Raw genomic sequence first — 26888 nt, 5'->3', positions numbered from 1 at the left:
AACGGCGCGCATCCCTGCGCGCCGCCCTCCGGGTCTTCTATTGCCTTCGCTAGTGCTAGGCGTCGCACAGCAACAGCAACAGCAACAGCAAAATCTTCGCGACAACGACAACGGCAACGGCAACGGCAACGGCAACCTCAACCTCAACCTCAACCTCAACCTCAACCTCAACCTCAACGGCGCGCAGCGGCTTTAAGGGTAGGAGCGGCGTCCGACTGGATTTCCTTCGGTTACAAGCCGCGACCGCGTAGCCAACCGTTGCGTCGCGATCCGCAAGCGCCTGCGCGCATCGCGGACATTGCCCCGCTTCTGCGACTCGCGGCTGCTTGCCGCACGCTTGTTGCAGCTTGACGAAATAAGGGCATTCCACTTCGTCATTACTGTGCTTGCCGTCGCGTAATCGCAGCGTCACAGGCCGCACCCATCCTGCGCGCAGTTCGTACAGGGGGAGTGCGCGCCATGTCGCGTGCCGTTGTGTTGCCGTTCGTGTTGTTCTTGTCCGCATCGTTGTCCGCGATTGCGTTTCCCGCCCGCGCCCAGGACGCCGAACGCGTCCGTATCCACGGTTCTCAAACGCTCGGTCATGTGCTGGTGCCGAGCCTGGCCGAGGCCTGGCTGCGCGACATCGGCTACTCCAGCATTCGCACCCGCCGGCCGCGCCCGGCTTTGACCGAAATCCACGCCAGTCGCGACGGCCAGCCGCTGATCGTCGAGATCGCCGGCAGCGATTCGGCGCAGGGCTTCACCGATCTGGTCGAAGGGCAGGCGCAGATCGCGATGATGGCGCGACGGCCGAACGCAGCCGAACTCGATGCCGGTTGGCAGCTCGGCGACCTCGGTTCGCAGGACCAGGAGTTCGTGGTCGCGCTCGACGGCGTCGCGGTCGTGGTCAATCGCCGCAATCCGGTCGTGCGCCTCGACTTCGCCCAGTTGCGCCGCTTGTTCGCCGGCCAGTCGCGCGACTGGCGCGAATTCGGCGGCGGCCAGGGCGAGGTACGGCTGCATCTCGATCCCGGCGCCGGTGCAGTGCGCGACCTGATGAACGACCGGGTCATGCTCGGCACGGCGTTCGGCGAAGCGCAGCGCCATCGCAACGCACGCGAATTGATCGCGGCGGTCGCTGCCGATCCCTTGGCGATCGGCCTGATCCCGATCGGCGAGCACTACGGCGCCGACACCAAGCCGGTGGCGATCGCCGACGGCGGGCGCGCGGTCGCGCCGACCCGCACCGAGGTGCTGAGCGAGGACTATCCCTTGAGCCGGCGCTTGTATCTCTACGGCGGCCAGATGATGGGCGCGTTGAGCCGCAGCTTCGCCTTGTATGCGATGACCCGCGCCGGTCAGCGCGCGGTCGCGCGCAGCGGCCATCTCGCGGTGACCCTGGTGCCGGGACGCGAGCGGCCGGTGTCGGCCGGCCCGGCGGAGTATCGCGAACTGGTCGGCCGCGCGGTGCGTCTGCCGTTGAGCCTGCGCTTCAATTTCGGTGGGCCCGGCGAAAGCGGCGTCGCCGCGAACGTGTTCGACAGCCGTGCGGTGCGCGATCTGGATCGCCTGCGCAGCTTCATGGCGCTGCCGCCGAATCGCGGCCGGCGATTGCTGGTGGTCGGATTCGCCGATGCCAGCGCCGGTTCGACGATGGCGGCGATGATGATGAGCAACGACCGCGCCGACCTGGTCGCCCAGGAGTTGATGTCGCGCGGCCTGCGGGTCGAGCAGGCGCGCGGCATGGGCACGGCCCTGCCTCTGGCGGCTGCGCAGCCGGGCAGTGCGCGCAACCCGATCGCCCGCGATGCCGGTTCGCGCTATCGCAACGAGCGGGTCGAGGTATGGCTGCTCTGAGCAGCAGTGAGTTACTAGGAGCGAGTAGTGAGTAAGAGCGAAGCCGGCTTTGGCTCCTGCTCGTTCCTCACTACTACTTACTCTCTACTCGTTTTACTTGCCCAGCTTCGCCACCAGCGCCTTGAGCGCGCTCTGCGTGTCCGGCGAATACCAGGCATCGACGAAACGGTCGAGCTCGATATGCTCCGGACGCAGGGCTTCGACCAGATCGGCGCGGGCGAGCTGGCGGGTGTGCAGCATCGCGCTGCGCGGCAGGCTCAGCAGCTGCTCCAGCCAAACCCGGCCGCGCTGGGCGACGTTTTCGATCTCGACCAATTCATCGACCAGGCCGATCTGCAGGGCGGTGTCGGCATCGACCATCTCGCCGCCGACCAGCAGGCGTTCGGCGCGATAAGCGCCGACCACGCGCCGCATCAGACGCTGGATGCCTTCGGGTGCGACCAGGCCCACCTGGGTTTCGTTGAGGCCGATGCGGTACGGGCCCGAGGCCATGATGCGGTAGTCGCAGCACAGGGCGAGCACGCAACCGCCGGCCGGCGCATGGCCGCCCAAGGCCGCGACCACCGGCAGCGGCGCCGCGGCGAGGGTGCGGGCGAGGCCGAAGAAGGCCTGCCACGCCAGCAGCAGGTGATCGCGCTGGTCGCCGAGCGAGAGCAGATACGGCACGTCGAGGCCGGCCGAGAACACCTTCGGCCCGCCGCTGAGGACGATGCCGTGGGCGCCGTGGTGCACGGCCTGTTCGATGGCTTCGCGCGTTTCGTTGCACAACTGCGGGTTGAGGGCGTTGACCGGCGCGCGCGCCAGGCGGATTTCGACGATGTCGCCGCGGGTCTGGGTTTCTACGAAGCTCATGGTTTGACGTCCTGGGGCCAGCGATAGCGCACGGTGTAGGTCAGCTTGGTTTCGCCGCCGGCGGGCACGGCCACTTCGAACTGGGCGTGGCGCGCGTCCTTCTTCTTCGACGGCAGGCTGGACGACACAATCTCCCAATCGGTCCAGCGCGGCAAGGGTTCGATCACCCGAACCGTGGCCTCGTGCTTCTTTGCGTTCTTGATCGTCACCGCGAACGATTCGGTGATGGTGCGTCCGGTACGGTCGAGCTGGAAACCGCTCGCTTCGCGGGTGCTGCTGAGGTCGAAGACCTTGCCGAGTTGCAGGCGGATCTCGGCGCCCTGCGGCGTGTGCGCGAGTTGCGATTCGCCGAGGAAATCCTTGCCGTCGAAGGCGCGCACGCGTCCGGCCGGCAGCGGCAGGCCGAGGCCGGAGGCCTTGTCGTTCTTGAACTCGACCTTGGACATCACCGGCACGTCGCCGGTCTGGCCCTGGAAGTTCGGATCGATCAACGGCGTCGGCGGGTGCCAGTCGTTGTCGCCGGCCTCGATCGCGTAGATGCGTTCGCAGGCGACCGCGCCGTTGCGCGGGAACAGGGCGATGCGTTCGGTGCTGCCGCTGCCGAGGGTGACCGGCTGCGGCAGATCGTAGGCGTGGTACTCGCCGGCGGCGCGCTCGACCGGCATCGCCGCATCGGCGGCCTGGGCGATCGGCGCGGCCGCGAAGCGTTCGGCGTGGCCGCCCATGACGCCGATTTCCTCGCGACGGGTGCGATTGGGCTCGCCGGCGACCAGACTCAATCGGGTCTGGTTGAAGCCCGAGCCGGAACGATTGGCGACCAGCGCGGCGCCGTCGAGCGCGAGCTTGCAGCCCTGGCCCGGGGTCAAGGTGGCGAGGTACTCGGCGCGCCAGGCCATGCCGCCCATCGGATACGACAGCACGAAGTCGGCGTCGCCGGCCTTGTCGGCGTTGACCGTCCACTGCAAGGCCGATTGGCGCGGCAGCAGGTTGTCGTTGTCGACCAGACTGAAGCTGTCGTAGCTGCGGATCACCTTGATGCGGCCGTCGTCGAGCGCGAGGGTCAGGCCGTCGCCGGCCGACAACAGCAGGCCGCTGTCGGTCTGCTTGGCGCCGCCGGCGGTGTGTTCGACCGTGACCTTGCGGCCGATCGCCACGCCGACCACGTTCTGCGCACCCGAGACCGGGGCGATGTAGCGTTGTCCGACGATCGCGATGCCGTTGCTGCGCGGCTGCAGTACCGCGGCCTCGGTGTCCATCGACGGGGGCAGGGACTTGCTGGACAGCGCATTGCGGCCGCTCTTTAGCGCGTAGCGCAGAGGGCGTTCGACCAGGGCGTAACCGGGCATGCCGACATTGGGTGCGCGCGCGTTGGCCAGCGCCTCGTAGTCGCCGCTGTAGACGGTGAGCCGGCTTTCGCCGCCGGGCGCATCGCTGGCGGGGGCTTCGGCAGGAGCCTCGGACCCTGCGGCGGGGCCGGCCGAAGGTTTGTCGGCGTCGCCGGTCGGTGCGCCGGAACAGGCGGCCAATGAACAGGCCAGGGCGAGCAGGCTGAGCGGATGCTTCATCGTCAACTCCTTCATGGTCAACTCCTCCACAGGCGGGAGGTATCATAGGCCGATGAACGTATCTGGCATCCGAACGGGGTTGACGCTCGCCGCCATGCTGGCCGCGGCGTCGGTATTTCAGGCCGGCGCGCAAGGCCGCGCCGTGCAACAAGCCAAGGCACCCGCGGGCAAGGCCTGCGCGGCGCAGGTCCGCGACGGTTGGGTGCGGATGCCGCCGATGCAGATGCCGATGATGGCCGGCTTCGGCCGCATCGAGAATCGCTGCTCGGTGCCGGTGACCATCGTCTCCGCCAAGAGCGCGGCGTTCGCCGATGTGTCCCTGCACGAGACCCGTATCGTCGACGGCGTCAGCAAGATGCGCGCGGTGCCCGAACTGCGCATCGCCCCGGACGGTTCGGCCCAGCTCAAGCCGGGCGGCCTGCATTTGATGTTGATGCAGCCGCACAAGCCGCTCAAGGAAGGCAGTCGCGTCGCGGTCGAGTTCGCGCTCAAGGACGGCGGTTCGCTGTTCGGCGAGTTCGAGGTGCGTAAGGCCGCGCCCTGAGTTCTTCCGGTCTTTCCCCTGCAGGAGCGGCGTAAGCCGCGAGCGCGAAACCGCGCTTGCGTCGGCGCCGCCAGGACGATGTCGCGGCTTGCGCCGCTCCTACCCTGAAGCAACGGCCCATGCAGGATCTGAATGCGACGACGTAATGGCGTCGCTTCGAACGACGATCAGATAATCGTCAAGCCGTGCAGGCCGCGCGCACCGGCTCCGGCAACGCGGCCGGTTGGCCGGTTTCGCGGTGGATCCACACCAGCACGACGTTGCCGTCGCAATACACCGCCGAGGTATCGGTCGCGCCGACGATGCGGTGGCCGATACTGAGGCTGGTGTTGCCGAGGCGCTCGACGAACAGTTCGATGTCGAGTTCGTTCGGCCATTCGATCGGGCGGCGATAGTTGAGATGCGCCGCCGCGACCACCGGGGCGACGTGTTCGTCCATGCCGTGGCCGGGCAGGGTCACCATCCAGCGCAGGCGCGCCTCCTCGAGGTAGCTGAGGAACTTCGAGTTGTTGACGTGGTTGAAGGCGTCCAGGTCGCGCCAGCGCACCGACAGCGGCACCCGGATCAGCGCCGGGGGCGTTGCCGGCACGGTCACCGCAACCTGCGCTGCGGCAGCCTCGGCGGTATTGTTAGAAACGGTCGCGAGGTCCGCGGCCGGAGCCGCGGCGGCCTTGCGGCTGCGCGGCGCACGCTTGCGCGGCGCCGCTTTCTTGCCGCCCGAAGGCGGCTGCTGGGTATCGGTCATGCGGCGGATTTCTTCTTGGCGCGCGATGCGGTCGCAGCGGGGGCGGGCTTTTTCGCCGCCGGCTTCTTCTTCGCCGCATCCGCTTTCGGCGTGCCGAGCAGGGGGGCGAGGAAGTGGCCGGTGTGCGAATGCGGCAGCGCGGCGATCTGCTCCGGCGTGCCGGTGGCGAGGATGGTGCCGCCGCGATGGCCGCCTTCCGGTCCCAGGTCGATGACCCAGTCCGCGGTCTTGATCACGTCGAGGTTGTGTTCGATCACCACCACGGTGTTGCCATCGTCGCGCAGGCGGTGCAGGACCACCAGCAGATGCTCGATGTCGTGGAAGTGCAGGCCGGTGGTTGGCTCGTCGAGGATGTACAGGGTGCGGCCGGTGTCGCGCCGCGACAGTTCCTTCGACAACTTGACGCGCTGCGCTTCGCCGCCCGACAAGGTGGTCGCGCTCTGGCCGAGCTTGATGTAGCTCAAGCCGACGTCCATCAGCGTTTCGAGTTTGCGCGCGATGGTCGGCACCGCCTCGAACAGGTTCAACGCCGCTTCGACCGTCATCGACAGCACGTCGTTGATGTTGTAGCCCTTGTACAGGACTTCCAGGGTTTCGCGGTTGTAGCGCTTGCCGTGGCAGACGTCGCAAGGCACGTAGACATCGGGCAGAAAATGCATCTCGACCTTGATCAGGCCGTCGCCTTGGCAGGCCTCGCAGCGTCCGCCGCGCACGTTGAAGCTGAAGCGGCCCGGCGAGTAGCCGCGCGCGCGCGCTTCCGGCACCTGTGCGAACAACTCGCGCAGCGGCGTGAACAGGCCGGTGTAGGTGGCCGGGTTCGAACGCGGCGTGCGGCCGATCGGCGACTGGTCGATGTCGACGACCTTGTCGAACAACTCCATGTTCTCGATCGAACGATACGGCGCCGGCGTCTGCGAAGCGCCGTTGAGTTCGTTGGCGGCGAGCACGTACAAGGTGTCGTTGATCAGGGTCGACTTGCCCGAGCCGGATACGCCGGTGACGCAGGTCAACAGGCCCGAGGGGATGTCGAGATCGACATCCTTGAGGTTGTTGCCGGTGGCGCCGCGCAGATGCAGCATCGCCTTCGGATTCGGCTTGTGGCGGTTCTTGGGGATCTCGATCTTGCGCTTGCCGCTGAGGTACTGGCCGGTCAGCGAACGCGGCGCCTTCAGCACGTCGGCGAACTGGCCCTGGGCCACGACTTCGCCGCCGTGCACGCCGGCGCCGGGACCGATGTCGACGATGTAGTCGGCCAGGCGGATCGCGTCTTCGTCGTGTTCGACCACGATCACGGTGTTGCCGAGATCGCGCAGCCGGGTCAGGGTGCCGAGCAGGCGCTCGTTGTCGCGCTGGTGCAGGCCGATAGAGGGCTCATCGAGCACGTACATCACGCCGACCAGGCCGGCGCCGATCTGGCTGGCCAGGCGGATGCGCTGGGCCTCGCCGCCCGACAGCGAATCGGCCTTGCGTTCGAGGGTCAGGTAATCCAGGCCGACGTCGACCAGGAAGCGCAGGCGGTCGACGATCTCTTTGACGATCTTGACCGCGATCTCGCCGCGCCAGCCCGGCAGTTCCAGGGTCTTGAAGAACTGCAAGGCTTCGTCGACCGGCAACACCACCAGTTCCGGCAAGGGGCGTTCGGCGACGAACACGTTGCGCGCGGCGCGGTTGAGGCGTGCGCCGCCGCAGTCGGGGCAGGGGCGCTGGCTGATGTACTTGGCGAGTTCCTCGCGCACCGCGGCCGACTCGGTTTCGCGGTAACGGCGCTCCAGGTTCGGCACGATGCCTTCGAAGCGATGCTTGCGCTGGCTGCGGCCGCCGTTCTCGGTGAGGTAGGTGAAGCTGATCAGCTCATCGCCGCTGCCGTACAGCACCGCCTTCTGCACCGTCGCCGACAGCGACTGCCAGGGCGCATCGACGTTGAATTTGTAGTGCTTGGCCAGCGACTGGATCAACTGGAAATAATAGGCATTGCGGCGGTCCCAGCCGCGCACCGCGCCGGCCGAGAGCGACAGCTCCGGGTGCACGACCACGCGCGCCGGATCGAAGAACTCGGCCACGCCGAGGCCGTCGCAGGTCGGGCAGGCGCCGACCGGCGAGTTGAACGAGAACAAACGCGGTTCCAGCTCGGGCAGCGAGTAATCGCAAACCGGGCAGCTGTACTTCGAGGAGAACAGCAGGGGTGCGGCGTCTGCCTTGTCCAGCGAATACACCTGGGCCATGCCGTCGCCGAGCTTGAGCGCGGTCTCGAACGACTCGGCCAGGCGTTGCTTGATGTCATCGCGCGGACGGAAGCGGTCGACCACCGCTTCGATGGTGTGCTTGACCCGCAGCGCCAGCGGCGGCACCGCGTCGATCTCGTACAGCTCGCCGTCCACGCGCACGCGCACGAAGCCCTGCGCGCGCAGTTGCTCGAACACCTGGGCGTGCTCGCCCTTGCGCTCGCGGATCACCGGTGCCAGCAGCATGTAGCGCTGCTCCGGGTCCAGCGCCAGCGCCTGGTCGACCATCTGGCTGACGGTCTGCGCTTCGAGCGGGTAGTGGTGGTCGGGGCAGCGCGGCGCGCCGACTCTTGCGTACAGCAGACGCAGGTAGTCGTAGACCTCGGTGATCGTGCCGACGGTCGAACGCGGGTTGTGCGAGGTCGATTTCTGCTCGATCGAGATCGCCGGCGACAGGCCTTCGATGTGGTCGACATCGGGCTTTTCCATCACCGACAGGAACTGCCGGGCATAGGCCGACAGCGATTCGACGTAGCGTCGCTGGCCTTCGGCGTAGATCGTGTCGAAGGCCAGCGAGGATTTACCGGAACCGGACAAGCCGGTGATCACGATCAGCTTGTCGCGCGGCAGATCGAGATCGATGTTCTTGAGGTTGTGCGTCCGCGCGCCGCGGATGCGGATGTAGTCCAGCGCCATCGGGTGCCTGCAAGGGGGGAGGGCTGCCGGCGCGAAACGCGACGGCGAACAGAGGAGCGTATCGAGTGGGCTAGGTGGGGGCAAATCCGGAAAACGGAAGCCTTGGGACCCGCCGCGCGAGGCCCGTGGGGCCTGGGGTTCACCGATGGCGGCCGCGGCGGCGGCCGGCGCGCACCGGTGTGCGCGCCGGCCGAGTGCGCAAAGACGACGGGGGCCGTCGGCCCCCGTCTGACAGGTTCAGCTTGCAAGACCGGGGCCGGGTGGCCGCGGCCGGCGGATCATTCGACCGGATTGAAACGCAGCGGCGTGGTCGCCGCGCCGGGTTCGCCGCGGGTGTCGAGCGCGCCCGGGTTGGCGCCGGCGACGATCAGCTGGACCTTGACCGCCTCGGCGCGCTGGCGCGACAGGGCTTCGTTGTCGGCCGGCTGGCCGGCGCCGCCGCCGGGCCCGACGATCTCGAAGCGCGCGTCCTTGGGGCCGGCCTGCAGGGCCTTGGCGGCGCGGCTGAGGATGTCGAGGCTGGCCGGCGCGATGCGCGCGCTGCCCTCGTCGAAGCGCAGGTTCATCAGGTTCAGCGCCTTGGCGATCTCGGCGCTGCCGGCCTTGCCGGGTTCGAGCGCGGCCAGGGCCTGCGCCGCTGCGTCCGAGGAGGCGGCCGCGCCGCCGACGCCCTCGAACAGGCCGGCGTAGTTGTAGCCGGGGAACAAGGCCTTGGCTTTCTCGAGCAAGGTCACGCGGTCGGCGTCGGAGGCCTGGCCGCTGAGCTCGATGGTGGTGCCCTGGAAGCTCACCGCGGCGCCGGGCATGGTCAGCGCCGCGGCGAATTGCGGCAGTTTGTCCTGCCACGGGGCCGGTTTGGCGGCCTTGTCGACGTTGAGGCTGCCGCTGATCTGGCCCATGTAGGCCTGGGTCAGGGCCGTGCTCAGCGCCTTGCGCGTGGTTTCGCTGTCGACGGTGCCGTCGTAGCGGATCGCGCCGTTGTTGTTGACCAGGCTGAGCTTGGCGTCGAAACGCACGACCGGCGCGGCGACCGGCGCCGGCGTGGCCGCCGTCGCGCTCTCGTCGGCCGGGGGGGACTGCTTGTCGCAGCCGGCCGCGCCGGCGATCAGCACGGCCAACAACAGGCCGCTGCGAGCGAGGGCGGGGCGGCGTGGGGCGGATGAAGGATGGCGCATGAAGTCTCCGCTGTTCTGGAACCGGGATTCGTGAGTATGGAGCGCTTGTGCGATGGCCGAAGCGTGCCGAATGTGGCCGGACGATGAGCGACCGCAGGCCGCGTCGACCGGGATGGGGATGGAGTGCCTTAGTCCATCCGAAGTCGTCTGGCGCGGGCGTTCGCTGCGCCGCAACGCTGCGACGGCGGCCACGACCGTCGATCGAACGGGGCCGATCCATCCCCGGAAAAAACGAAGGGCCCAGCGATCCGGGCCCTTCGCGATTGCCTACGCTGCGATCACTTGCTGGAGTTGTACTGGATCTCCACCGGATCCGCGCATTCCTGCGTCTGGTTGTTGCACAGCTTGTAGCTCATGGTGCCGCTGCCGATGATGCGGAAGGTATCGGTGTTGGCGCCGGTGTTGCGCACGGTCTTGAGGATCGCGCCGTTGCGGTAGATGTCGATGTTCTTCTTGCCCTTCTCCCACGACAGGTTGACCGAGGTGCGGTGGTTCGGCAGCGCACTGGCCTTGGCATCGACCCGACGCGGCCAATTGGCGTCGACGAAGCTCGGGTACAGCGACATGCCCGCCGAGGCGCGATAGCCCTTGACGTTGACGTACCACACGCCGCCCTTCGGGGTCGGGAAGAAGCAGGTCTCGTTGTTGCTCGCGGTGAACGGACGGCAGTCGTAGGACGTGTTGGTCGGTTCTGCGCCGTACTTGACGTAGATGTCCGAATCGCCGGTGCCGCCGTACATGGCGAACAACAGGTTCGACGCGCCGTTCGGTACCAGCAACTGGTACTTGATCACGCCGTTGGCCGCGACTTCGATGTTGGTCACGGTGATGCCGTTCTCCAGCTCGATCGGCGGCTCGGGTTCCGGCGCCTGCGGATCCGGCGGCAGCGGCTCGCTGCCGTTGGCCACGGCGACCGCGTGACGCGCGTCGACGACGCCCGAACCGCAGGGGTTGGCCCAGCTGCAGCCGCCCGGCAGACCGCCGACATGAGCGGTGTTGACCAGGATCTTCTCGATCTCGGCCGGGGTCTTCGGCGTGGTCGCCGCGGACTGCATCAGCGCGACCACGCCGGCGACGTGCGGCGCCGCCATCGAGGTGCCGGCCATCCAGGCATAGCCCGGGCCTTCCTGGCCCTGCAGGCCGAGGTTCAGCGTCGACAGGATGTTGTCGGCCGCCGGCTGCGCGCCGGAACCGCCAGGTGCGGCGACGTCGATCTTCGGGCCGAAGTTGGAGTAGCTGGCCAGGGTGCCGGTCGGGCCCACCGCGGACACGGCGATGACGTTGTCGCAGTTGGCGGGCGAGAAGTTGGCCACGTCGCCGCCCGAGTTGCCGGCGGCGATGACGACGGTGGTGCCGCGCGCGCGCGCGGCGTCGAACGCGGTCTGTTCGGCCACGCTGCAGGCGCCGCTGCCGCCGAGGCTGAGGTTGATGACTTCGGCCGGGGTCGCGTTGTCCGGCACGCCGGTGACGGTGCCGCCCGAGGCCCAGGTCACGGCATCGATGATGTCGGAGGTGTAGCCGCCGCACTTGCCGAGCACGCGCACCGGCTGGACTTTGGCGCCATGCGCCACGCCGGCGACGCCGCTGGCGTTGTTGGTGGCCGCGGCGATGGTGCCGGCGACGTGGGTGCCGTGCCAGCTGCTGTCTTCCGGGATGCCGAAGATGTTGCATTCGCCGGCGTGCCAGTCGCCCGGATCGTTCGGGTTGGCGTCGCGGCCGTCGCCGTCGACGCTGACTTCCTGGTCGATGATGAAGTCGTAGCCCGGCAGGATGTTGGCGTCGAGATCGGTGTGCGGGGTGATGCCGGTGTCGAGCACCGCGACCACGATGCCGTCGCCGTCGGTGATGTCCCAGGCCGGTTCGAGGTTGATGCCGCCCGGGCCGTTCTTGTAGTGCCACTGCTGCGCGTAGCCCGGATCGCTCGGGACCATCGTCTTTTGCTTGAGCAGATCGGGTTCGACCGCGATCACGCTCGGGTCCTTCATCAGCTCGATCGCCAGCTCCTTCATGGCAGCGGTATTGAGCTTGGTGTCGGTGCGGATCAGGCTGGCGCCGGTGGCCAGGGTACGCATCGGGGCGATGCCGATGCCGAGCTTGCCGGCGGCGTTGGCGTACTGCTTATTGACCGCGGCAGCGCTGAGCTTGGCGTTCGCGCCGGGCGCGCGGGTGACGATGAAGCGGTCGTAGGTCTGGGCGGCGGCCTTCTTCACTGCCTTGGCCGAGGTCGTCGCTTTCGGTCCCTGCAACTTCGAGAACGTCTGCAGCTTGCTGCCCGAGTAGGCAGCCGGAGCGACGAGTACGGCGGTCGCGATAGCCAGTGCGGTCCATTTCAATGAACGTTCTTTACGATTCATGACAAACATCCTTGATCCTTTCGTTGCGCATGATCCCCTTCGCATCCCCTGTCGAGCGTCGGGCCTTGGTCCGCGGAGGCGGTGCCGAAAACCTCCGAGGTACTTCCTTGGGCAGCCGGCCGGCGTCCATCCAGGAGCGGGTCGGGCTGCGGGATTGCTGACGAAGACGCATTCGTCTGCCTGCACGCGCGCAAGGCGGCGTGAGTGGGTGGGAGAATGCGTCTGTTGCGCAGGAGCGAAGCCCCAGCGCTGGAAACCGGTGTGGCGGACGACTGCGAACGGCATGCACGGGATACTGGAATTCAACGCGACGGCATCATCGTGGCGCGTCTGCGTCGCAGAGGCTGCGCTACGAAGTGCTGTTCCTTGTCGCGCGACCCCAAGCTGTCGCTCGGGATCGAAGCTAATTGAGGCCGGTGGGTGCGTGCAAGTGTCGTTTACGCCGTCATGACCGCATGAATGCGACTGGGCTCACAGACGGCGCCGATGCGCGCGCACGGCGCGATCGTGAGGGCGATCCGTCCATGCGGGAAATCAAGGGTTTTTTTGCGTCGAACGGATGCGGGCGCGCGCTCGCGCGCATTTTCGCTTCGAGCAAAATTTCTTTCGGAACTGTGAACTGTGTCGGTCTCTTTGCGTCGCGATGCCGTGTTTTTTCTTGATCGGATGCGCGGTTCTTCAAGCGGCGTGCGACAACGGGCGAAGGCGCGCTGCGAAGCTCCGCTGCGAAGAGGCGATGTGAATGCACGCTACGGACGCGACGTTCGATATCGAGTGTTGCGATGTTGCAGGCGCGCAACATCGCGCATCGCCGATCGGCCGTAACAACGATCCGCACCGGAGGCGCAATCGCAAAACAAAGGGCGCCGAGGCGCCCTTTGTTCCGATCCATGATCGCTCGCCGCTTACTTGAGCACGGTGAATTCCATGCGACGGTTCTGCGCCTTGCCTTCTTCGCTGGCGTTGTCGGCTACCGGCTTGTCCTGACCATAGCCCTTGCCGAGCAGTTGTTCGCCCGGCACGCCGAGTTCGACCAGTTTCGCGGTGACGGCATTGGCGCGATCCAACGAGAGCTGCAGGTTCGCCGCGGCGTCGCCGGTGTTGTCGGTGTGGCCGCCGACTTCGATGCGGGTGCCGGCCGGAGCGGCCTTGATGGCCTCGGCCGCTTTGGCGAGCGTCTCGTAGCTGTCGCGGGTGATCGTGGCCGAACCGGTGTCGAAGTTGATGCCCGACAGGTTCAGCGCCTTGATCAGATCGTCGGCGCTGAAGCCGGCCTTGAGCGAGGACAACGCCGCCATCGCCTTGTCCCACAGGCCGCTGATCTCGAAGCCGCCGAAACCGCTGCGCAGCTTCTGCGACAGCGCAAAACGCTCCGCTTCCGGCAAGGACGAGGTGTCGATGGCGATCTTGTCGCCGTCGAAGCCGAGCTTGACGCCGCGGGCCTTCAGGTCCGGCAGCAGAGCGATCAGCTTGTCCATCCAGCCGGCCGGAGCGGTCGCCGCGTCGACGCTGATGTCGCCGTTGACGTTGTCCGCGCCGAAGGTGGCCTTGATCGCATCGAGCAGCTTGGTCTTCTCGGCGTCGCTGGCGACCTGGCCGCTGACGTTTGCCTTGCCGTCGACGTTCTCGAAGCTGAAGCGCGGGTTGGCCTGAGCGGCCGGCGCCGCGATCGGCGCGGTCGAGGAGACCGAACTGTCGGTGCCGGGCGCGGCGACGACGGCCTCGTCCTTCTTGCAGCCCTTGAACAGCAGGAAGGCGGCGATCAGCAAGGCGCCAAGCAACAGCCAGGGCAGGATCTTGCCGAGGCCGCTGCCGGTCTTTTTGGCGGCATAGGCCGCGGCGTCGACGGTGGCGTCGGCGGCGTGGCCGACCGCACGCGCGCCGCCGGCGACGGCACCGCCCACCGCGGCGGCGCTGGCCGCCAGTGCGCCCCAACCGAAGCGGCCGAGGTCGCCCAGCCAGTCGGCGATGCCCGCGACCCAGGACTTCAGGGTTTCGGGGATGCCGGTCGGCTCCTTGCCGCCCTCGGTCAGCTCGTTGATCAGGTTCGGCAGCAGGCCGCCGATGGCGCCGGCGGTGGCCGAGACCGGGGCGCCGAGCTTGCCGGCGATCGCGCCGATCAGCGGCGCGCCGAAGATGTGGTCGACCTGGGCGGCGCTGATCGATTCGTTCGGGCCGGTGCCGACCCAGGACTGGATCAGACGCCCCAGGCCCTTCTGCTCGAACAAGCGGACGAAGCCGGCGAAGCCGCCGCGTTTCTCGTCGAAGATCAGGGCGATCAGGACGCCGACCAATTGGCGGGCCTTGTCGTTAGTCAGGCCGAAGCGGCCGGAGACGTCGCTGATGAGGTTGTCTAACAGGTCGATGCGCATAGTGCTTTCCATGATTGTGTGATGCGCATCACGAAAAATGGACGCGCACCGCCGATTTATCATGTTCCCGCCAGGATTTGCACAGTCGAACCGGCTTTTTTTGCGCACGGACGCGACCCGGCGGACGGACGGCGTCCGTACGGCCACGAACGGGCACAAGTGGTCAAGAAAGCACATTGAAAGCACACTAGAAGGCACCTTCGAGTGGGCGACAGGCCGGGGCCGCCCGGCGCGGCTGGGGCGGCGGCGGACCAAAGCTGGGGCGATTTGACCCTAAGCCCTTGGCACCGCTACAATTCCGCTTCTGTCCGCCCGCTTGGGCGCGGCAGCGACCAAAATAACTACAGAGGAATCCTGGTCATGTACGCAGTTCTCGTCACCGGCGGTAAGCAATACCGCGTGATGCAAGGCGAAAAGCTCCGCGTCGAATTGCTCGACGTCGAAGCCGGCAGCGAAATCAAGTTCGACACCGTGCTGATGCTCGGCAACGGCGAAGGCGTCACGCTCGGCGACGCGCTCAAGGGCGCCAGCGTCACCGCCAAGGTCGTCGGCCACGGCCGCGCCGACAAGGTGCGCATCGTCAAGTTCCGCCGTCGTAAGCACCATCGCAAGCAGATGGGCCACCGTCAGCACTACACCGAAATCGAGATCACCGGCATTGCCGGTGGCGACAACAAGTAAGGAGAAGCCGCCATGGCACATAAAAAGGGCGTAGGTTCCACCCGCAACGGCCGCGACTCCAACCCGAAGTACTTGGGCGTGAAGATCTACGGCGGTCAGGCCATCGAAGCTGGCAACATCATCGTGCGTCAGCGCGGCACCCAGTTCCATCCGGGCGCCGGCGTCGGCCTCGGTCGCGACCACACGCTGTTCGCGCTGGTCGACGGTAAGGTCGAGTTTTCGACTAAGGGCCTGAAGAAGCGCCGCACCGTCAGTGTCGTCGCCGCCGAGTAATTCTGGCGCGACGCACTGCGAGGAGCCCCGCTTCGGCGGGGTTTTTCGTTTGTAAGCCGGGATTCGGGAGTGGGGATTCGGGATTCGCAAAGGCGAGAACCCGGTACTTCCACTGTCGCTACAATCCCCGGTATCCCCGTTGTTGTTTTTACGATTCCCGAATCCCCATTCCCCATTCCCGGCTCTTATGAAACTCGTAGACGAAGCAGAAATCAAAGTCATCGCCGGCAACGGCGGCAACGGCTGCATCGGCTTCCGTCGCGAGAAGTTCATTCCGCTCGGCGGGCCGGACGGCGGCGACGGCGGCGCCGGCGGCAGCGTGTGGCTGGTGGCGAACGAGAACGTCAATACGCTGGTCGATTTCCGTCACCAGAAGCAGTTCCGCGCCCAGCGCGGCGAGAACGGCATGGGGCGGCAGGCCTACGGCAAGGGCGGCGACGATCTGGTCATCGTGGTGCCGGTCGGCACCGTGGTCACCAATGTCGAAACCGACGAGATCATCGGCGACCTGGTCGCGCACGGCGATCGTCTGCTGGTGGCGCACGGCGGCAAGGGCGGCCTGGGCAACATGCATTTCAAGAGCTCGATCAACCGCACGCCGCGCAAGGCCCTGCCGGGTCTGCCGGGTGAGGAACGCGAGCTCAAGCTGGAGCTGAAGCTGCTGGCCGACGTCGGCCTGCTCGGCTTCCCGAATGCCGGCAAGAGCACCCTGATCCGCGCGGTGTCGGCGGCGACGCCGAAGGTCGCGGACTATCCGTTCACCACGCTGTATCCGAATCTCGGCGTGGTCAGCGTCGAAGCGCACCGCAGCTTCGTGATCGCCGACATCCCGGGCCTGATCGAAGGTGCGGCCGACGGCGCCGGCCTGGGTGCGCAGTTCCTGCGTCATCTGCAGCGCACGCGCCTGTTGCTGCACCTGGTCGATGTCGCGCCGATGGAGGGCGGTGTCGAGGGCGTGACTCCGGCCGAGCAGGTGCGCGCGATCGAGAACGAGTTGCGCAAGCACGATCCCGAATTGCTCGAGAAGCCGCGTTGGCTGGTGCTCAACAAGGCCGACCTGTTGCTTGAAGAAGAGCAGCAGGCGGCGGCGCAGGCGGTCATCGACGAGCTGGGCTGGAAGGACCGTTGGTATCTGGTCTCGGCCATCGGCCGCGAAGGCACCTGGCCGATCATGCGCGACGTGATGGCGTTCTTCGACCGTCAGCGCGCCGATGCCCTCGAAGCCGCGAGCGCTGCCGGCGACCATGTTCCCTGAGCCGCAGGCTCGCCGGAACCCGAATCAATCCAGGCTGCGGCGCGCGATGCGTCGCGGCCTTGCCGTGGGCGACGCGTTCGCTGTTGCGCAGGTACTGAGTCCGGCGCGTTCGAGCGCGGGCGTTGCCGTGGGCCTGCTCGACTTCAAATTCGCTTCACCGATGGCGCCGATGATGCGTGCGGTGCACAGCGCGAAGAACTCCGCCGACATGTCCGTCGCGGCATCGGCCGCAAAACGAAAAAGCCCGGCCGAAGCCGGGCTTTTGCGTCACGTCGCGAGCGACGTATCAGGCGGCTGCCAGTGCCTTGATGCGGGCCGACAGGCGGCTCTTGTGACGGGCAGCTTTGTTCTTGTGAATCAGGCCACGGGCACTGAAACGGTCGAGGATCGGCTGAGCGACGTCGAACGCGGACTTGGCACTGGCGGCGTCGTTCTCGCCGAGGGCCTTCAGCACCTTCTTGACGGCGGTACGCAGCATCGAACGCTGGCTGGCGTTACGGGCGTTACGCACGACAGTCTGCTTGGCGCGCTTCTTGGCGGACTTGATGTTTGCCACGAGTGGATTCCTGGAATATTTGGTGAAAAGCGTTAATGAAACTGGGCGGTGAAATGCAGTTACGGAAAATCAGACCCAAAAGTATGGGCGATTCAGTGGGTTGCGTCAACTGGAAGAGGGCGGGGCGATGAGCAAGGGTAGCGGCTTGCTGCGTTCTTCGGCCATTTTCAGCGCGATGACCTTCATTTCGCGGGTTTCCGGCCTGATCCGGGACCAGGTCTATGCGGTGGTGTTCGGGGCCAGCCCGGCCATGGACGCGTTCTTCGTGGCCTTCCGGATCCCCAATTTCATGCGCCGGCTGTCGGCCGAGGGCTCGTTTTCGATGGCCTTCGTGCCGGTCCTGGCCGAGTACAAGCAAAAACACGACCAGGCCGCGGTCAAGGAGCTGATCGACCGGGTCAGCGGCACCCTCAGCGCCTTCCTGCTGGTCCTGACCGCGGTGGTGATCTTCGCCGCGCCCTGGGTCATGGCGCTGTTCGCCCCGGGTTTCGAGCCCGGCAGCGAGCAGTACCGGATGGCGACCCAGATGCTGCAGATCACCTTCCCGTACGCCCTGTTCATCTCCCTGGCCTCGTTGGTCGGCGGGGTGCTGAACAGCTACGAGAAGTTCGCCATCCCGGCGCTGTCGCCGGTGTTGCTGAACCTGTCGATGATCGCCGCGGCGGTCTGCGCCGAACGGGTGTTCAGCCCGATGGGCCTGAACCCGGTGCTGGCCCTGGCCTGGGGCGTCCTGCTCGCCGGCGTGCTGCAGCTGGGCTTCCAGTTGCCGGCGCTGGCCAAGCTGGGACTGCTGCCGCGGCCGCGCTGGGGCGGGGCGCACGAGGGTGTGCGCAAGATCATGCGGCTGATGGTGCCGACCCTGTTCGGCTCGTCGGTGGCCCAGGTCAACCTGTTGCTGAACACCGCGATGGCCTCGTTCCTGATCGCCGGCAGCGTGACCTGGCTGTACCTGACCGACCGCCTGCTCGAATTCCCGCTGGGCATGTTCGGTGTCGCCATCGGCACGGTGATCCTGCCGCATTTGTCCAAGCGTCATGCCGCGACCGACCCGCAGGGCTTCTCGAAGGGTCTGGACTGGGGCTTCCGCCTGTGCCTGCTGATCGGCGTGCCGGCCTGCCTCGGGCTGGTGCTGTGCGCCGAGCCCCTGGTCGCGTCGCTGTTCCAGTACGGTCGCCTGACCGCCCACGACACCGCGATGATCCGCCTGAGCCTGATGGCGCAGTCGATCGCGGTGCCGGCCTTCCTGCTGGTGAAGGTGCTGGCGCCGGCGTTCTATTCGCGCCAGGACACCAAGACCCCGGTCAAGTCGGCGGTGGTGTCGGTGATCGTCAACCTGGTCTCGACCGCGGGCCTGTTGCTGGCGGTGCTGTACCTGACCGAAGCCGGCCGCGCCGCCCTGCACAGCAGCGGCGGCGACCTGCGCCGGGCGCTCGGCGAAGTGCCCGGCGCGCATGCCTGCCTGGCCCTGGCGATCGCCATCGCCGGCTGGGTCAACGCCCTGCAACTGGCCTGGTACCTGCGCCGTTCGAAGGTCTATGCGCGCCAGCCGGGCTGGGGCCGCTTCCTGCGCCAGATCGCGGTGGCCAGCGTGGCCATGACGGTCGTGGTGCTGGGGCTGTTGTGGTTCTGGACCGGCTGGACCGGTTGGCCGTGGTGGGAGCGCGCCTGGAAGCTCGCGGTCGTGGTCGGTGCGGGCGGGGCGTTCTACGGCGCCGCGCTGTGGCTGCAGGGCATCCGCATGCGCGATCTGCGCGGCCATTGAACGCGCTTCGCCAGGGCCGGCATCGCGAATCGCCCGCCGCCTCGGCCTCGTTGAGATTGGCGGCCGTGTTCAGCGGCACCGTTGAGAGCGGCGGGCGGCGGCTATACTTCCTGATTCATCCTTCACGCAATGTCCCGGTTCGTCCGGGTCCCCACGCCGGACACTAATGAGCAGGCTGTTTCGTGACGTCGAGGGCGGGCCGCGGTGCCCGCACGGCAGTGTGGTCTGCATCGGCGCCTTCGATGGCCTGCACCTCGGGCATCGGGCGTTGGTGCGCCACACGGTTTCGCGCGCGCGCGCCTTGGGCGTAGAGGCAGTCGCGCTGAGTTTCGAGCCGCTGCCGCGCGAGTTCTTCGCTCCGGCCGCACCGCCGCCGCGTTTGTTGTTGCCCCGCGCCAAGGCCGAAGGCTTGCTGGCGCTGGAGGCCGACCAGGTCGGCCTGCTGCGTTTCAACGGTCGTCTCAGCGCCTTGAGCGCCGAGGAGTTCGTACGCCGTGTGCTGGTCCAACGCCTGTCCGCACGCGAAGTCTGGGTCGGCCCGGAGTTCCGTTTCGGCAAGGCCCGCGGCGGCGACATCGCCCTGCTGCGGCGCATGGGCGAAGAGGGCAGGGCCGAGGGCCAGGGCTTCAGCGCGCACGAGATCGAACCGGTATTGCTGGACGGCGAGCGCGTGTCCAGCACGCGCATCCGCGAGGCGCTGTTGGCCGGCGATTTCGCCGCCGCCGCGCGCTGGCTCGGGCGCCGCTATGCGATCGGCGGCCACGTCGTGCGCGGCCAGCAACTCGGCCGCACGCTCGGCTTTCCGACCGCCAACCTGCGCTTCGGCGGCAAGACCCCGGCTTTGTCGGGGATCTATGCGACCTGGGTCCACGGTGTCGGCGACCGCCCCTGGCCGTCGGTGTCCAGCCTGGGCACGCGGCCGACCGTCGCCGGGGTCGAGCCCTTGCTCGAAGCGCATCTGTTCGACTTCGACGGCGACCTGTACGGTCGACGCATCGAGGTCGAATTCGTCGCCCACCTGCGTCCCGAATTGAAATTCCCCGACTTGCCGGCGCTGACCGAGCAAATGCACCGCGATGCCGAACAGGCGCGCGGTCTGCTGCGACTGGACTCGCAACGCGCCGCCGCGCCGTTGCCGGCTCCGCTTGCGGCAGCGACCCAAACACCTGCATGAGAGCTGCTGTGACCGCCAAAGACCCGAGCCAATCCGCTCCCGCCAATCCCTACAAGAGCACCTTGTTGCTGCCGGCGACCGATTTCCCGATGCGCGGCGACCTGCCCAAGCGCGAACCGGAAACCCTGGCGCGCTGGGAAAGCGAAGGCTTGTACGGGCGAATTCGCGAGAAGGTGAAGGACCGCCAGCGTAGCTTCGTGCTGCACGACGGCCCGCCCTATGCGAACGGCGAGATCCACATCGGTCACGCGGTCAACAAGGTGCTCAAGGACGTGGTGGTGAAGTCCAAGCTGCTGTCCGGCTTCGACGCGCCCTACGTGCCGGGCTGGGATTGCCACGGCCTGCCGATCGAGCACAAGGTCGAGAAGGAATTCGGCAAGGTCGGCGACAAGCTCGACGCCGCCGAATTCCGCGCCAAGTGCCGCGAGTACGCCGCCACCCAGATCGATCTGCAACGCCGCGGCTTCAAGCGCCTGGGCGTGATCGGCGATTGGGACAACCCCTATCGCACCATGGATTTCCGCTATGAGGCGGACATCATCCGTTCGCTCGCCAAGATCGTCGAGCGCGGTCATCTGGTGCGCGGCTCCAAGCCGGTGCATTGGTGCTTCGACTGCGGCTCGGCCCTGGCCGAGGCCGAGATCGAGTACCAGGACAAGGAATCGACCCAGATCTACGTGCGTTATCCGGTAATCGAGCGCAAGAAGGTGTTCGACACCTTCGGCATCGAGGACGACGGCGCGCCGTTGTCGGTGCCGATCTGGACGACCACGCCGTGGACGCTGCCGGCCAGCCTGGCGGTGTCGATGGGGCCGCAGGTCGAGTATTCGCTGGTGCGGATCGAGCCGAGCGAAGAATCGCTGTTCAAGGAGCCGGGCCAGCGCCCGGAATACCTGCTGGTCGCCAGCGAACTGATCGGCGGCGTGCTCGCCGCGATCACCGCCGCCGATGCGCTCAAGCAAGGGCATAGCGTGGAAAGCCGCGACTGGTCCTCGCACAAGGGCGAGGCCTTCGAGGGCCTGCGCTTGCAGCACCCGTTCTATAACGACCGCGAAATCCCGGTGTTGCTCGGCGACCACGTCACCGTCGAGGCCGGTACCGGTGCGGTGCACACCGCGCCCGGCCACGGCCAGGAGGACTACGTGGTTTCGCTGAAGTACGGCCTGATCGAGCGCTACAGCGCCGCGCAGATCAATCCGGTCGATGCGCGCGGCCGTTACCTGCCGTCGACGCCGCCGGCGGGCGCGCACGAACTGGCCGGGCAGCACATCTTCAAGATCGACGCGCTCCTGCTGGAGGTGTTGCGCGAGCGCGGCGCCTTGCTCGCGACCGGCCGTCTCAAGCACAGCTATCCGCATTGCTGGCGTCACAAGACGCCGGTGGTGTTCCGCGCCACGCCGCAGTGGTTCATCTCGATGGAGCAGGCCGGCCTGCGCCGCGATGCGTTGGCCGCGATCGGCGGCGTGTCCTGGGTGCCGGGCTGGGGCGAGGCGCGCATCTACAACATGATCGAGGCGCGTCCGGACTGGACCATCTCGCGCCAGCGTTATTGGGGCGTGCCGATCGCGCTGTTCTTCAGCCGCGAAACCGGCGAGCCGCATCCGCGTACGGTCGAGGTGATGCATCAGGTCGCCGACCGGGTCGAGCGCGAAGGCGTCGACGCCTGGTATTCGATGACCGCCGAAGAACTGCTCGGCGACGAGGCCGAGGGCTACGAGAAGGTCAACGACATTCTCGACGTCTGGTTCGACTCCGGCACCAGCCACGAATGCGTGCTGGCACAGCGTCCGCAAGACGGGCTGCGCAAGCCGGCCGATCTGTATCTGGAAGGTTCCGACCAGCACCGCGGCTGGTTCCACAGCGCGCTGCTCAGCGGCGTGGCGATGGACGCGGCGGCGCCGTACCGGCAGGTGTTGACGCACGGTTTCACCGTCGACGCCGAAGGCAAGAAGATGTCGAAGTCGATGCAGAACGCGCTCGCGCCGGAGAAAGTCACCGACGCGATGGGCGCCGACGTGCTGCGCCTGTGGGTGGCCTCGACCGATTTCCGCAATGAGATGACGGTGTCCGACGCCATCCTCAAGCAGAACGGCGACGTCTACCGGCGCATCCGCAACACCGCGCGCTTCCTGCTCGGCAACCTGGCCGGCTTCGACCCCGGTCAGCATCTGGTCGGGTTGGCCGACATGGTCGCGCTGGACCGCTGGATCGTGCATCGCGCCGCCGAACTGCAGGACCGCATCGCCTCGGCCTACGACCGTTACGACTTCGCCGAGATCGTGCAACTGCTGTCGAACTTCTGCAGCGTCGACCTGGGCTCGCTGTACCTCGACGTGACCAAGGACCGCCTGTACACGATGCAGGAGGATTCGCGCGGCCGCCGTTCGGCGCAGAGCGCGATGTACCGCATCTCCGAAGCCTTCGTGCGCTGGATCGCGCCGATCCTGGCGTTCACCGCCGACGAGATGTGGCGTCACCTGCCGGTGCAGACCGAACGCGGCGCGCGCGAAGACAACGTCCTGTTCACCACCTGGTACGACGGCCTGGCCCTGTTGCCGGCCGACGCCGCCTTGTCGAACGAAGAGTTCGAGCGCTTGCTCGCGCTGCGCGACAGCGTCGCCAAGACCCTGGAACCGATGCGTGCCGCCGGCCAGATCGGCGCCGCGCTCGAGGCCGAGATCTCGCTGCGCTGCGGTGTGTCCGACCAGAACTGGTTGGCGCCGCTGGCCGAGGAGCTGCGCTTCCTGTTCATCAGCGGCGATGTCGAAGTGGTCGCCGACGACGGCATCAAGGACATCGCGGTGCTCGCCGTACCGACCGCCAAGAGCAAGTGCGTGCGCTGCTGGCATTACCGCGCCGATGTCGGCGCCGTCGCCGAGCATCCCGAGCTCTGTGGCCGCTGCGTCGACAACGTGGCGGGCGAGGGCGAGGATCGGCACTGGTTCTGACCGCAACACGGCCGCGCGCGGCGAGGCATCGCGCGCGGCCGCTTCAATCCACCGGTTTCGCACCGATCCGTAGAACCGAAGGCTTATGACCGATACCCCCCGCAAGAACGCATTGCCCTGGCTGATCGTCTCGATGGTCGTGATCGTGCTCGACCAGCTCAGCAAGGCCTGGGTGCTGAGTTCCTTGCCCGAATACACCGCGGTGCCGGTCATCGACGGTTTCTGGAACTGGTACCGCAGCTACAACACTGGCGCGGCCTTCAGCTTCCTCAGCGACGCCGGCGGCTGGCAGAAGTATTTCTTCGCGATTCTCGCCGTCGGCATCAGCGGCCTGCTCGCCTACTGGCTGTCGCGCGCCGCGCGCGGCGACTGGAAGACCGCGCTGCCGTACGCCCTGGTGATCGGCGGGGCGATCGGCAATGTGATCGACCGCATGCTGCACGGCCACGTCGTCGACTTCATCCAGTGGTACTGGCGCGACTATCATTGGCCCTCGTTCAACATCGCCGACTCGGCCATCGTCGCCGGCGCGATCGGGATCGCGGTCTATGGCTTGTTCAGCAAGCCCGAGAGCGAGAAGTGAGCGGAGAGGAGTGAGGAGTGAGTTGAAGCCTTGGCTCTTGATTTCTTCCACTCAGTTCATCCCGTCGTTCTGGCGCGACTGTCACTGGCCCTCGTTCAACATCGCGGACTCGACCATCGTTGCCGGCGCCATCGGGATCGCGGTCCCTGCGGCTCGTTCAGCGAATCCGGGAACGAGAGGTGAGCGGGAGCGCTTTTTGCTCACTCCTCACTCCTCCTAGCTCACTCCTCAGCTCCTCAGCCAGGAGTACAATGCCCCCATGGACGTCATCCTCGCCAACCCCCGTGGCTTCTGCGCCGGCGTCGACCGCGCGATCGAGATCGTCAAGCGCGCCATCGAGACGCTCGGCGCGCCGATCTACGTGCGCCATGAAGTCGTGCACAACCGCTTCGTCGTCGACGACCTCAAACACCGCGGCGCGGTCTTCGTCGAAGAACTCGACGAAGTGCCCGACGGCGCGACGGTGATCTTCAGCGCCCACGGCGTGTCCAAGGCCGTGCGCGAGGAAGCCGATCGTCGCGGCCTGAAGGTCTTCGATGCGACCTGCCCGCTGGTGACCAAGGTCCACCTCGAAGTCTCGCGCCACTGCCGCGCCGGCCGCGACGTGATCCTGATCGGCCACGAAGGCCATCCGGAAGTCGAAGGCACGATGGGCCAATGGCGGCGCGAAGCCGGTTCCGGCCGGATCTATCTGGTCGAGGACATCGACGACGTCGCCGCGCTCGAAGTCGACCAACCCGAAAACCTGGCCTACACCACCCAGACCACCTTGTCGGTCGACGACACCCGCGCGGTCATCGAGGCCATGCGCGCGAAGTACCCGGCGATCCAGGGCCCGCGCCACGACGACATCTGCTACGCCACCCAGAACCGCCAGGACGCCGTGCGCGCGCTGGCCGCGCGTTGCGACCTGGTGCTGGTGGTCGGCTCGCCGAACAGCTCCAATTCCAACCGCCTGCGTGAGCTGTCCGAGCGCGAGGGCGTCGAGGCCCACCTGATCGACGGCGCGATCGAGATCGACCCGAACTGGGTGCGCGGCCGCAAGCACATCGGCATCACCGCCGGCGCTTCGGCGCCCGAGGTGCTGGTGCGCGGCGTGATCGAACGCCTGCGCGAACTCGGCGCCGAGCGCGTCAACGAACTCGACGGCGAGCCCGAGAACATGGTCTTCGCCCTGCCCAAGGAACTGCGCCTGCAATTGGTCGGTTGAGGGCTCGGCCCGGTCGCTCGAGCGGTTGCTTCGGCCGCTCGCTCAGACGTATTCGCGATCGGCATCCGGGGCGGCGCTGCGACGCCCCACGATCGAACGGAACAGCGGGCCGGTCAGCACGGTCGACAGCACCGCCAGCATGACCAGCGCGGCGTAGGCCGGTCCCGACAACAGTCCCTTGTCGCGCAGCACGGTCGCCGCGACGATCTCCATCAGCCCCTTGCATTGCAGCAGCGCGCCGATCGCCAGCGCGTCGCGGCGTGAGAACCGCGTCGACGGCGGGCAGATCAGCAAGGCGACCAGCTTCGCCGCGACCGACAGGGCCAGCAGGGCCACGGTGGCCTGCAGCGAACTCCAACCGAGCGCGTCGCCGTCGATGCGCAGGCCGCTGTGGCCGAAGAACAGCGGCGCCAGGCCGACCAGGGCGAACTGGCCGATCCGTTCGACCGGCAAGCGCCGGATCCAGCTCGGCGCCATGATCGCGCCGCCGAAGTAGGCGCCTAGCAGCGCGTGCAGCCCCAGTTGCGAACTGGCCCATGAGCAGGCGCCGAGGTACAGCGGCATGGCCAGCCAGATCGCGATTTTCGGCGGCATCCAGGCCTTGCGTTCGGCCACCGCGGCGGCCGCGGCGAGAACCAGCGGCACCACGACCGCGAGCGCATCCAGCCCCGACCAGCCGGCGAAACCGGCGCCGCCGTCGGCGATCAACAGTAACGCCGCCAGGCCGACCCACAGCACCGCGTCGTCGACGACCGCGATGCCGACCGCTACCTGGGTCAAGGCGCGGTGCTCGGCCTTGAGTTCGCGCACGATGCCGATCAGGACCGGCAAGGCGCTGACCGCGACGCAAAGCCCGATCGCGACCGCGCCGAGCCAGCCCTGGCCCCGTGGCGCCGCCCAGCCGGGCAGGCCGGTGAAATAAGCATGGGCGGCGACCGTGCCGACCAGGAACGGCAGCGCCAGCGCCAGCGCGGCACTGAGCACGAAACGGGGCAGGGACGAGCCGAGCGCACGCGCGGCCGCCGGCGAGGGCGCGGCTGGATCTCCGCCGTGGCGGGTCTCCAGGCCGGCGGTGAAGGCCAGCGCCAGCACCCCGACCCAGCCGAACCGGTCGCCGACGGCCGAGGGCACGCCGACCTGCGCCGGCAGGCCGCCCATCGCTGCCAGCCCGAGGCCGATCGCGATCGGCACTACCGCCAGCGGTATCGAGCGGCCCAACAGGCGCCAGATGCCCCAGGACAACAGGATGAAGATCGACGAATCGACGAGCGCGGCGAGGATGGGTTGCATGGCGCGGATGATAACGGCGCCGCGGAATGTGCTGTGCCAGCGTCGTTGCTGGGCTCATTCCACAGTGCAGGGACTCGTGCCGAGCTCATCGAAGTCGATATGCGCGGCGCCGCCGCGGTAGGTACCTCGGTGGTTCCCATTCGCTCGCCAGGGCCGTTCCGGCCCCGGTCGATTGACCGCGCAGACCGTCGCCGCCTAGAATTGCGGTCTTAGCCGGAATAGCTCAGTTGGTAGAGCGGCGCATTCGTAATGCGTAGGTCGTAGGTTCGATTCCTATTTCCGGCACCACGTAACCCAGAAGGCAAGCCAACCGCCCGGCCAACGATCCAACGGCTGGTCGCCTTCCGGAAGCGCTTCAAAGCCCCGCCCAAAGCGGGGCTTTTTTGTGGAGCGGCATGCGGGCTTGGAAAGATACAGTTGCCAGCCAAAGGTTCCGATAGCCGGCCTTCCTGAGACAGTCCATAGTCCAGCAGGGACTTTTTTTGTGAGGGGCGGCTCCATGAATTTTGGAGCCCGGCCCCAGTCTTCGCCTACTCCACTCGCATGACGCTCGTGGCAGATTGTGTAGGGCCGATTTAGAGCAATCGTCATCTGTGCTTTTAAGCAGTTCTCAACGGAACGCCCTCTTAAGCATTTATATGAAAGAAACTCGTCCGGGCGATTTTGATTCGGTCAGTTTGTTCCATCGCCCGATCTCAAGTCCTGACACGAGCTCGCCTTAGACTTATCGGGGTCAGGGGGGTCGCAAGTAAGCACATTCATCTGGCAGGTCGCTTGATGAACAAGCTGAAT

General features: G+C 67.1%; 22 protein-coding genes and 1 tRNA gene. 12 read left to right on the top strand and 11 right to left on the bottom strand.

What is annotated here, in order from left to right:
* Positions 1 to 196 (top strand): hypothetical protein (locus tag EX88_RS26510; protein WP_235186238.1); only part of this gene is annotated, 196 nt, incomplete at its 5' end.
* Between the two features lie 263 nt (positions 197 to 459).
* Positions 460 to 1839, top strand: coding sequence for a substrate-binding domain-containing protein (locus EX88_RS0110350; RefSeq protein ID WP_031371920.1), 1380 nt, complete (start codon positions 460 to 462; stop codon positions 1837 to 1839).
* 93 nt (positions 1840 to 1932) lie between these two features.
* On the opposite strand, the gene EX88_RS0110345 is transcribed toward EX88_RS0110350, so the two are convergent.
* Positions 1933 to 2691, bottom strand: coding sequence for an enoyl-CoA hydratase/isomerase family protein (locus tag EX88_RS0110345; protein WP_031371919.1), 759 nt, complete (start codon positions 2689 to 2691; stop codon positions 1933 to 1935).
* Positions 2688 to 4271, bottom strand: a complete 1584-nt coding sequence (locus tag EX88_RS0110340) for a DUF4139 domain-containing protein (protein WP_152566215.1) — start codon at positions 4269 to 4271, stop codon at positions 2688 to 2690. Before EX88_RS0110340 ends, EX88_RS0110345 begins: the two co-directional genes overlap by 4 nt.
* Positions 4272 to 4350: 79 nt before the next feature.
* Between EX88_RS0110340 and EX88_RS0110335 the strand changes: the two genes are divergently transcribed.
* The gene (locus tag EX88_RS0110335) at positions 4351 to 4800 is read left to right on the top strand and encodes a copper chaperone PCu(A)C (protein WP_031371917.1); all 450 of its coding nucleotides are present in this window, start codon (positions 4351 to 4353) and stop codon (positions 4798 to 4800) included.
* Between the two features lie 178 nt (positions 4801 to 4978).
* On the opposite strand, the gene EX88_RS0110330 is transcribed toward EX88_RS0110335, so the two are convergent.
* The 6 genes from EX88_RS0110330 to EX88_RS23690 all read right to left on the bottom strand — a co-directional run bounded on the left by EX88_RS0110330 (position 4979) and on the right by EX88_RS23690 (position 14364).
* The gene (locus tag EX88_RS0110330; RefSeq protein WP_031371916.1) at positions 4979 to 5389 is read right to left on the bottom strand and encodes an acyl-CoA thioesterase; all 411 of its coding nucleotides are present in this window, start codon (positions 5387 to 5389) and stop codon (positions 4979 to 4981) included.
* Between the two features lie 152 nt (positions 5390 to 5541).
* Positions 5542 to 8463 carry an excinuclease ABC subunit UvrA gene (gene uvrA / locus EX88_RS0110320; protein ID WP_051884905.1) on the bottom strand — a complete coding sequence of 974 codons (2922 nt, stop codon included), beginning with the start codon at positions 8461 to 8463 and terminating at the stop codon, positions 5542 to 5544.
* Positions 8464 to 8741: 278 nt separating this feature from the next.
* Complete coding sequence (locus EX88_RS0110315) at positions 8742 to 9638, bottom strand: OmpA family protein (RefSeq protein ID WP_081930857.1); 897 nt, start codon at positions 9636 to 9638, stop codon at positions 8742 to 8744.
* A gap of 278 nt (positions 9639 to 9916) precedes the next feature.
* Positions 9917 to 11992 (bottom strand): S8 family peptidase, encoded by a 2076-nt coding sequence (locus tag EX88_RS0110310; protein ID WP_161786107.1) that lies wholly within the window; start codon positions 11990 to 11992, stop codon positions 9917 to 9919.
* Between the two features lie 445 nt (positions 11993 to 12437).
* Complete coding sequence (locus EX88_RS25920) at positions 12438 to 12884, bottom strand: hypothetical protein (RefSeq protein WP_152566214.1); 447 nt, start codon at positions 12882 to 12884, stop codon at positions 12438 to 12440.
* A gap of 13 nt (positions 12885 to 12897) precedes the next feature.
* Positions 12898 to 14364: an OmpA family protein gene (locus EX88_RS23690; protein ID WP_036148534.1), complete on the bottom strand. Its 1467-nt coding sequence runs from the start codon at positions 14362 to 14364 to the stop codon at positions 12898 to 12900.
* 360 nt (positions 14365 to 14724) lie between these two features.
* Between EX88_RS23690 and rplU the strand changes: the two genes are divergently transcribed.
* The 3 genes from rplU (at position 14725) to obgE (ending at position 16573) form a co-directional block, all read left to right on the top strand.
* Entirely contained in the window at positions 14725 to 15045 is a 321-nt protein-coding gene (gene rplU, locus EX88_RS0110300) for a 50S ribosomal protein L21 (RefSeq protein ID WP_031371912.1), read from the top strand.
* A 12-nt stretch (positions 15046 to 15057) separates the two neighbouring features.
* Positions 15058 to 15318: a 50S ribosomal protein L27 gene (rpmA, locus tag EX88_RS0110295; protein ID WP_031371911.1), complete on the top strand. Its 261-nt coding sequence runs from the start codon at positions 15058 to 15060 to the stop codon at positions 15316 to 15318.
* Positions 15319 to 15505: 187 nt separating this feature from the next.
* The gene (gene obgE, locus EX88_RS0110290; RefSeq protein ID WP_031371910.1) at positions 15506 to 16573 is read left to right on the top strand and encodes an Obg family GTPase CgtA; all 1068 of its coding nucleotides are present in this window, start codon (positions 15506 to 15508) and stop codon (positions 16571 to 16573) included.
* A gap of 24 nt (positions 16574 to 16597) precedes the next feature.
* Here obgE and EX88_RS25915 read toward each other — a convergent pair whose 3' ends face one another.
* Both EX88_RS25915 and rpsT read right to left on the bottom strand, forming a co-directional pair.
* Positions 16598 to 16783 carry a hypothetical protein gene (locus EX88_RS25915; RefSeq protein ID WP_152566213.1) on the bottom strand — a complete coding sequence of 62 codons (186 nt, stop codon included), beginning with the start codon at positions 16781 to 16783 and terminating at the stop codon, positions 16598 to 16600.
* A gap of 76 nt (positions 16784 to 16859) precedes the next feature.
* Positions 16860 to 17129, bottom strand: coding sequence for a 30S ribosomal protein S20 (gene rpsT, locus EX88_RS0110285; protein WP_031371909.1), 270 nt, complete (start codon positions 17127 to 17129; stop codon positions 16860 to 16862).
* Between the two features lie 127 nt (positions 17130 to 17256).
* Here rpsT and murJ point away from each other — a divergent pair, with 127 nt between their 5' ends.
* From murJ to ispH, 5 genes are all read left to right on the top strand, one after another.
* Entirely contained in the window at positions 17257 to 18891 is a 1635-nt protein-coding gene (gene murJ, locus EX88_RS0110280) for a murein biosynthesis integral membrane protein MurJ (RefSeq protein ID WP_031371908.1), read from the top strand.
* A 166-nt stretch (positions 18892 to 19057) separates the two neighbouring features.
* Entirely contained in the window at positions 19058 to 20065 is a 1008-nt protein-coding gene (locus tag EX88_RS0110275; RefSeq protein WP_051884900.1) for a bifunctional riboflavin kinase/FAD synthetase, read from the top strand.
* Positions 20066 to 20154: 89 nt separating this feature from the next.
* Positions 20155 to 23013 (top strand): isoleucine--tRNA ligase, encoded by a 2859-nt coding sequence (gene ileS / locus EX88_RS0110270; RefSeq protein WP_235186239.1) that lies wholly within the window; start codon positions 20155 to 20157, stop codon positions 23011 to 23013.
* 85 nt (positions 23014 to 23098) lie between these two features.
* Positions 23099 to 23596: a signal peptidase II gene (gene lspA, locus EX88_RS0110265; protein WP_031371905.1), complete on the top strand. Its 498-nt coding sequence runs from the start codon at positions 23099 to 23101 to the stop codon at positions 23594 to 23596.
* Between the two features lie 259 nt (positions 23597 to 23855).
* Positions 23856 to 24806 carry a 4-hydroxy-3-methylbut-2-enyl diphosphate reductase gene (gene ispH, locus EX88_RS0110260; protein WP_031371904.1) on the top strand — a complete coding sequence of 317 codons (951 nt, stop codon included), beginning with the start codon at positions 23856 to 23858 and terminating at the stop codon, positions 24804 to 24806.
* A 42-nt stretch (positions 24807 to 24848) separates the two neighbouring features.
* Here ispH and EX88_RS0110255 read toward each other — a convergent pair whose 3' ends face one another.
* Entirely contained in the window at positions 24849 to 26096 is a 1248-nt protein-coding gene (locus tag EX88_RS0110255) for a cation:proton antiporter (protein ID WP_031371903.1), read from the bottom strand.
* Positions 26097 to 26308: 212 nt separating this feature from the next.
* Between EX88_RS0110255 and EX88_RS0110250 the strand changes: the two genes are divergently transcribed.
* A tRNA-Thr gene (locus EX88_RS0110250) sits at positions 26309 to 26384 on the top strand.
* Positions 26385 to 26888 lie beyond the last annotated feature (504 nt).

Source organism: Lysobacter antibioticus, from assembly GCF_000731095.1.
Classification (GTDB): domain Bacteria; phylum Pseudomonadota; class Gammaproteobacteria; order Xanthomonadales; family Xanthomonadaceae; genus Lysobacter; species Lysobacter antibioticus_B.
This window is presented reverse-complemented; position numbering and strand designations above follow the sequence as displayed.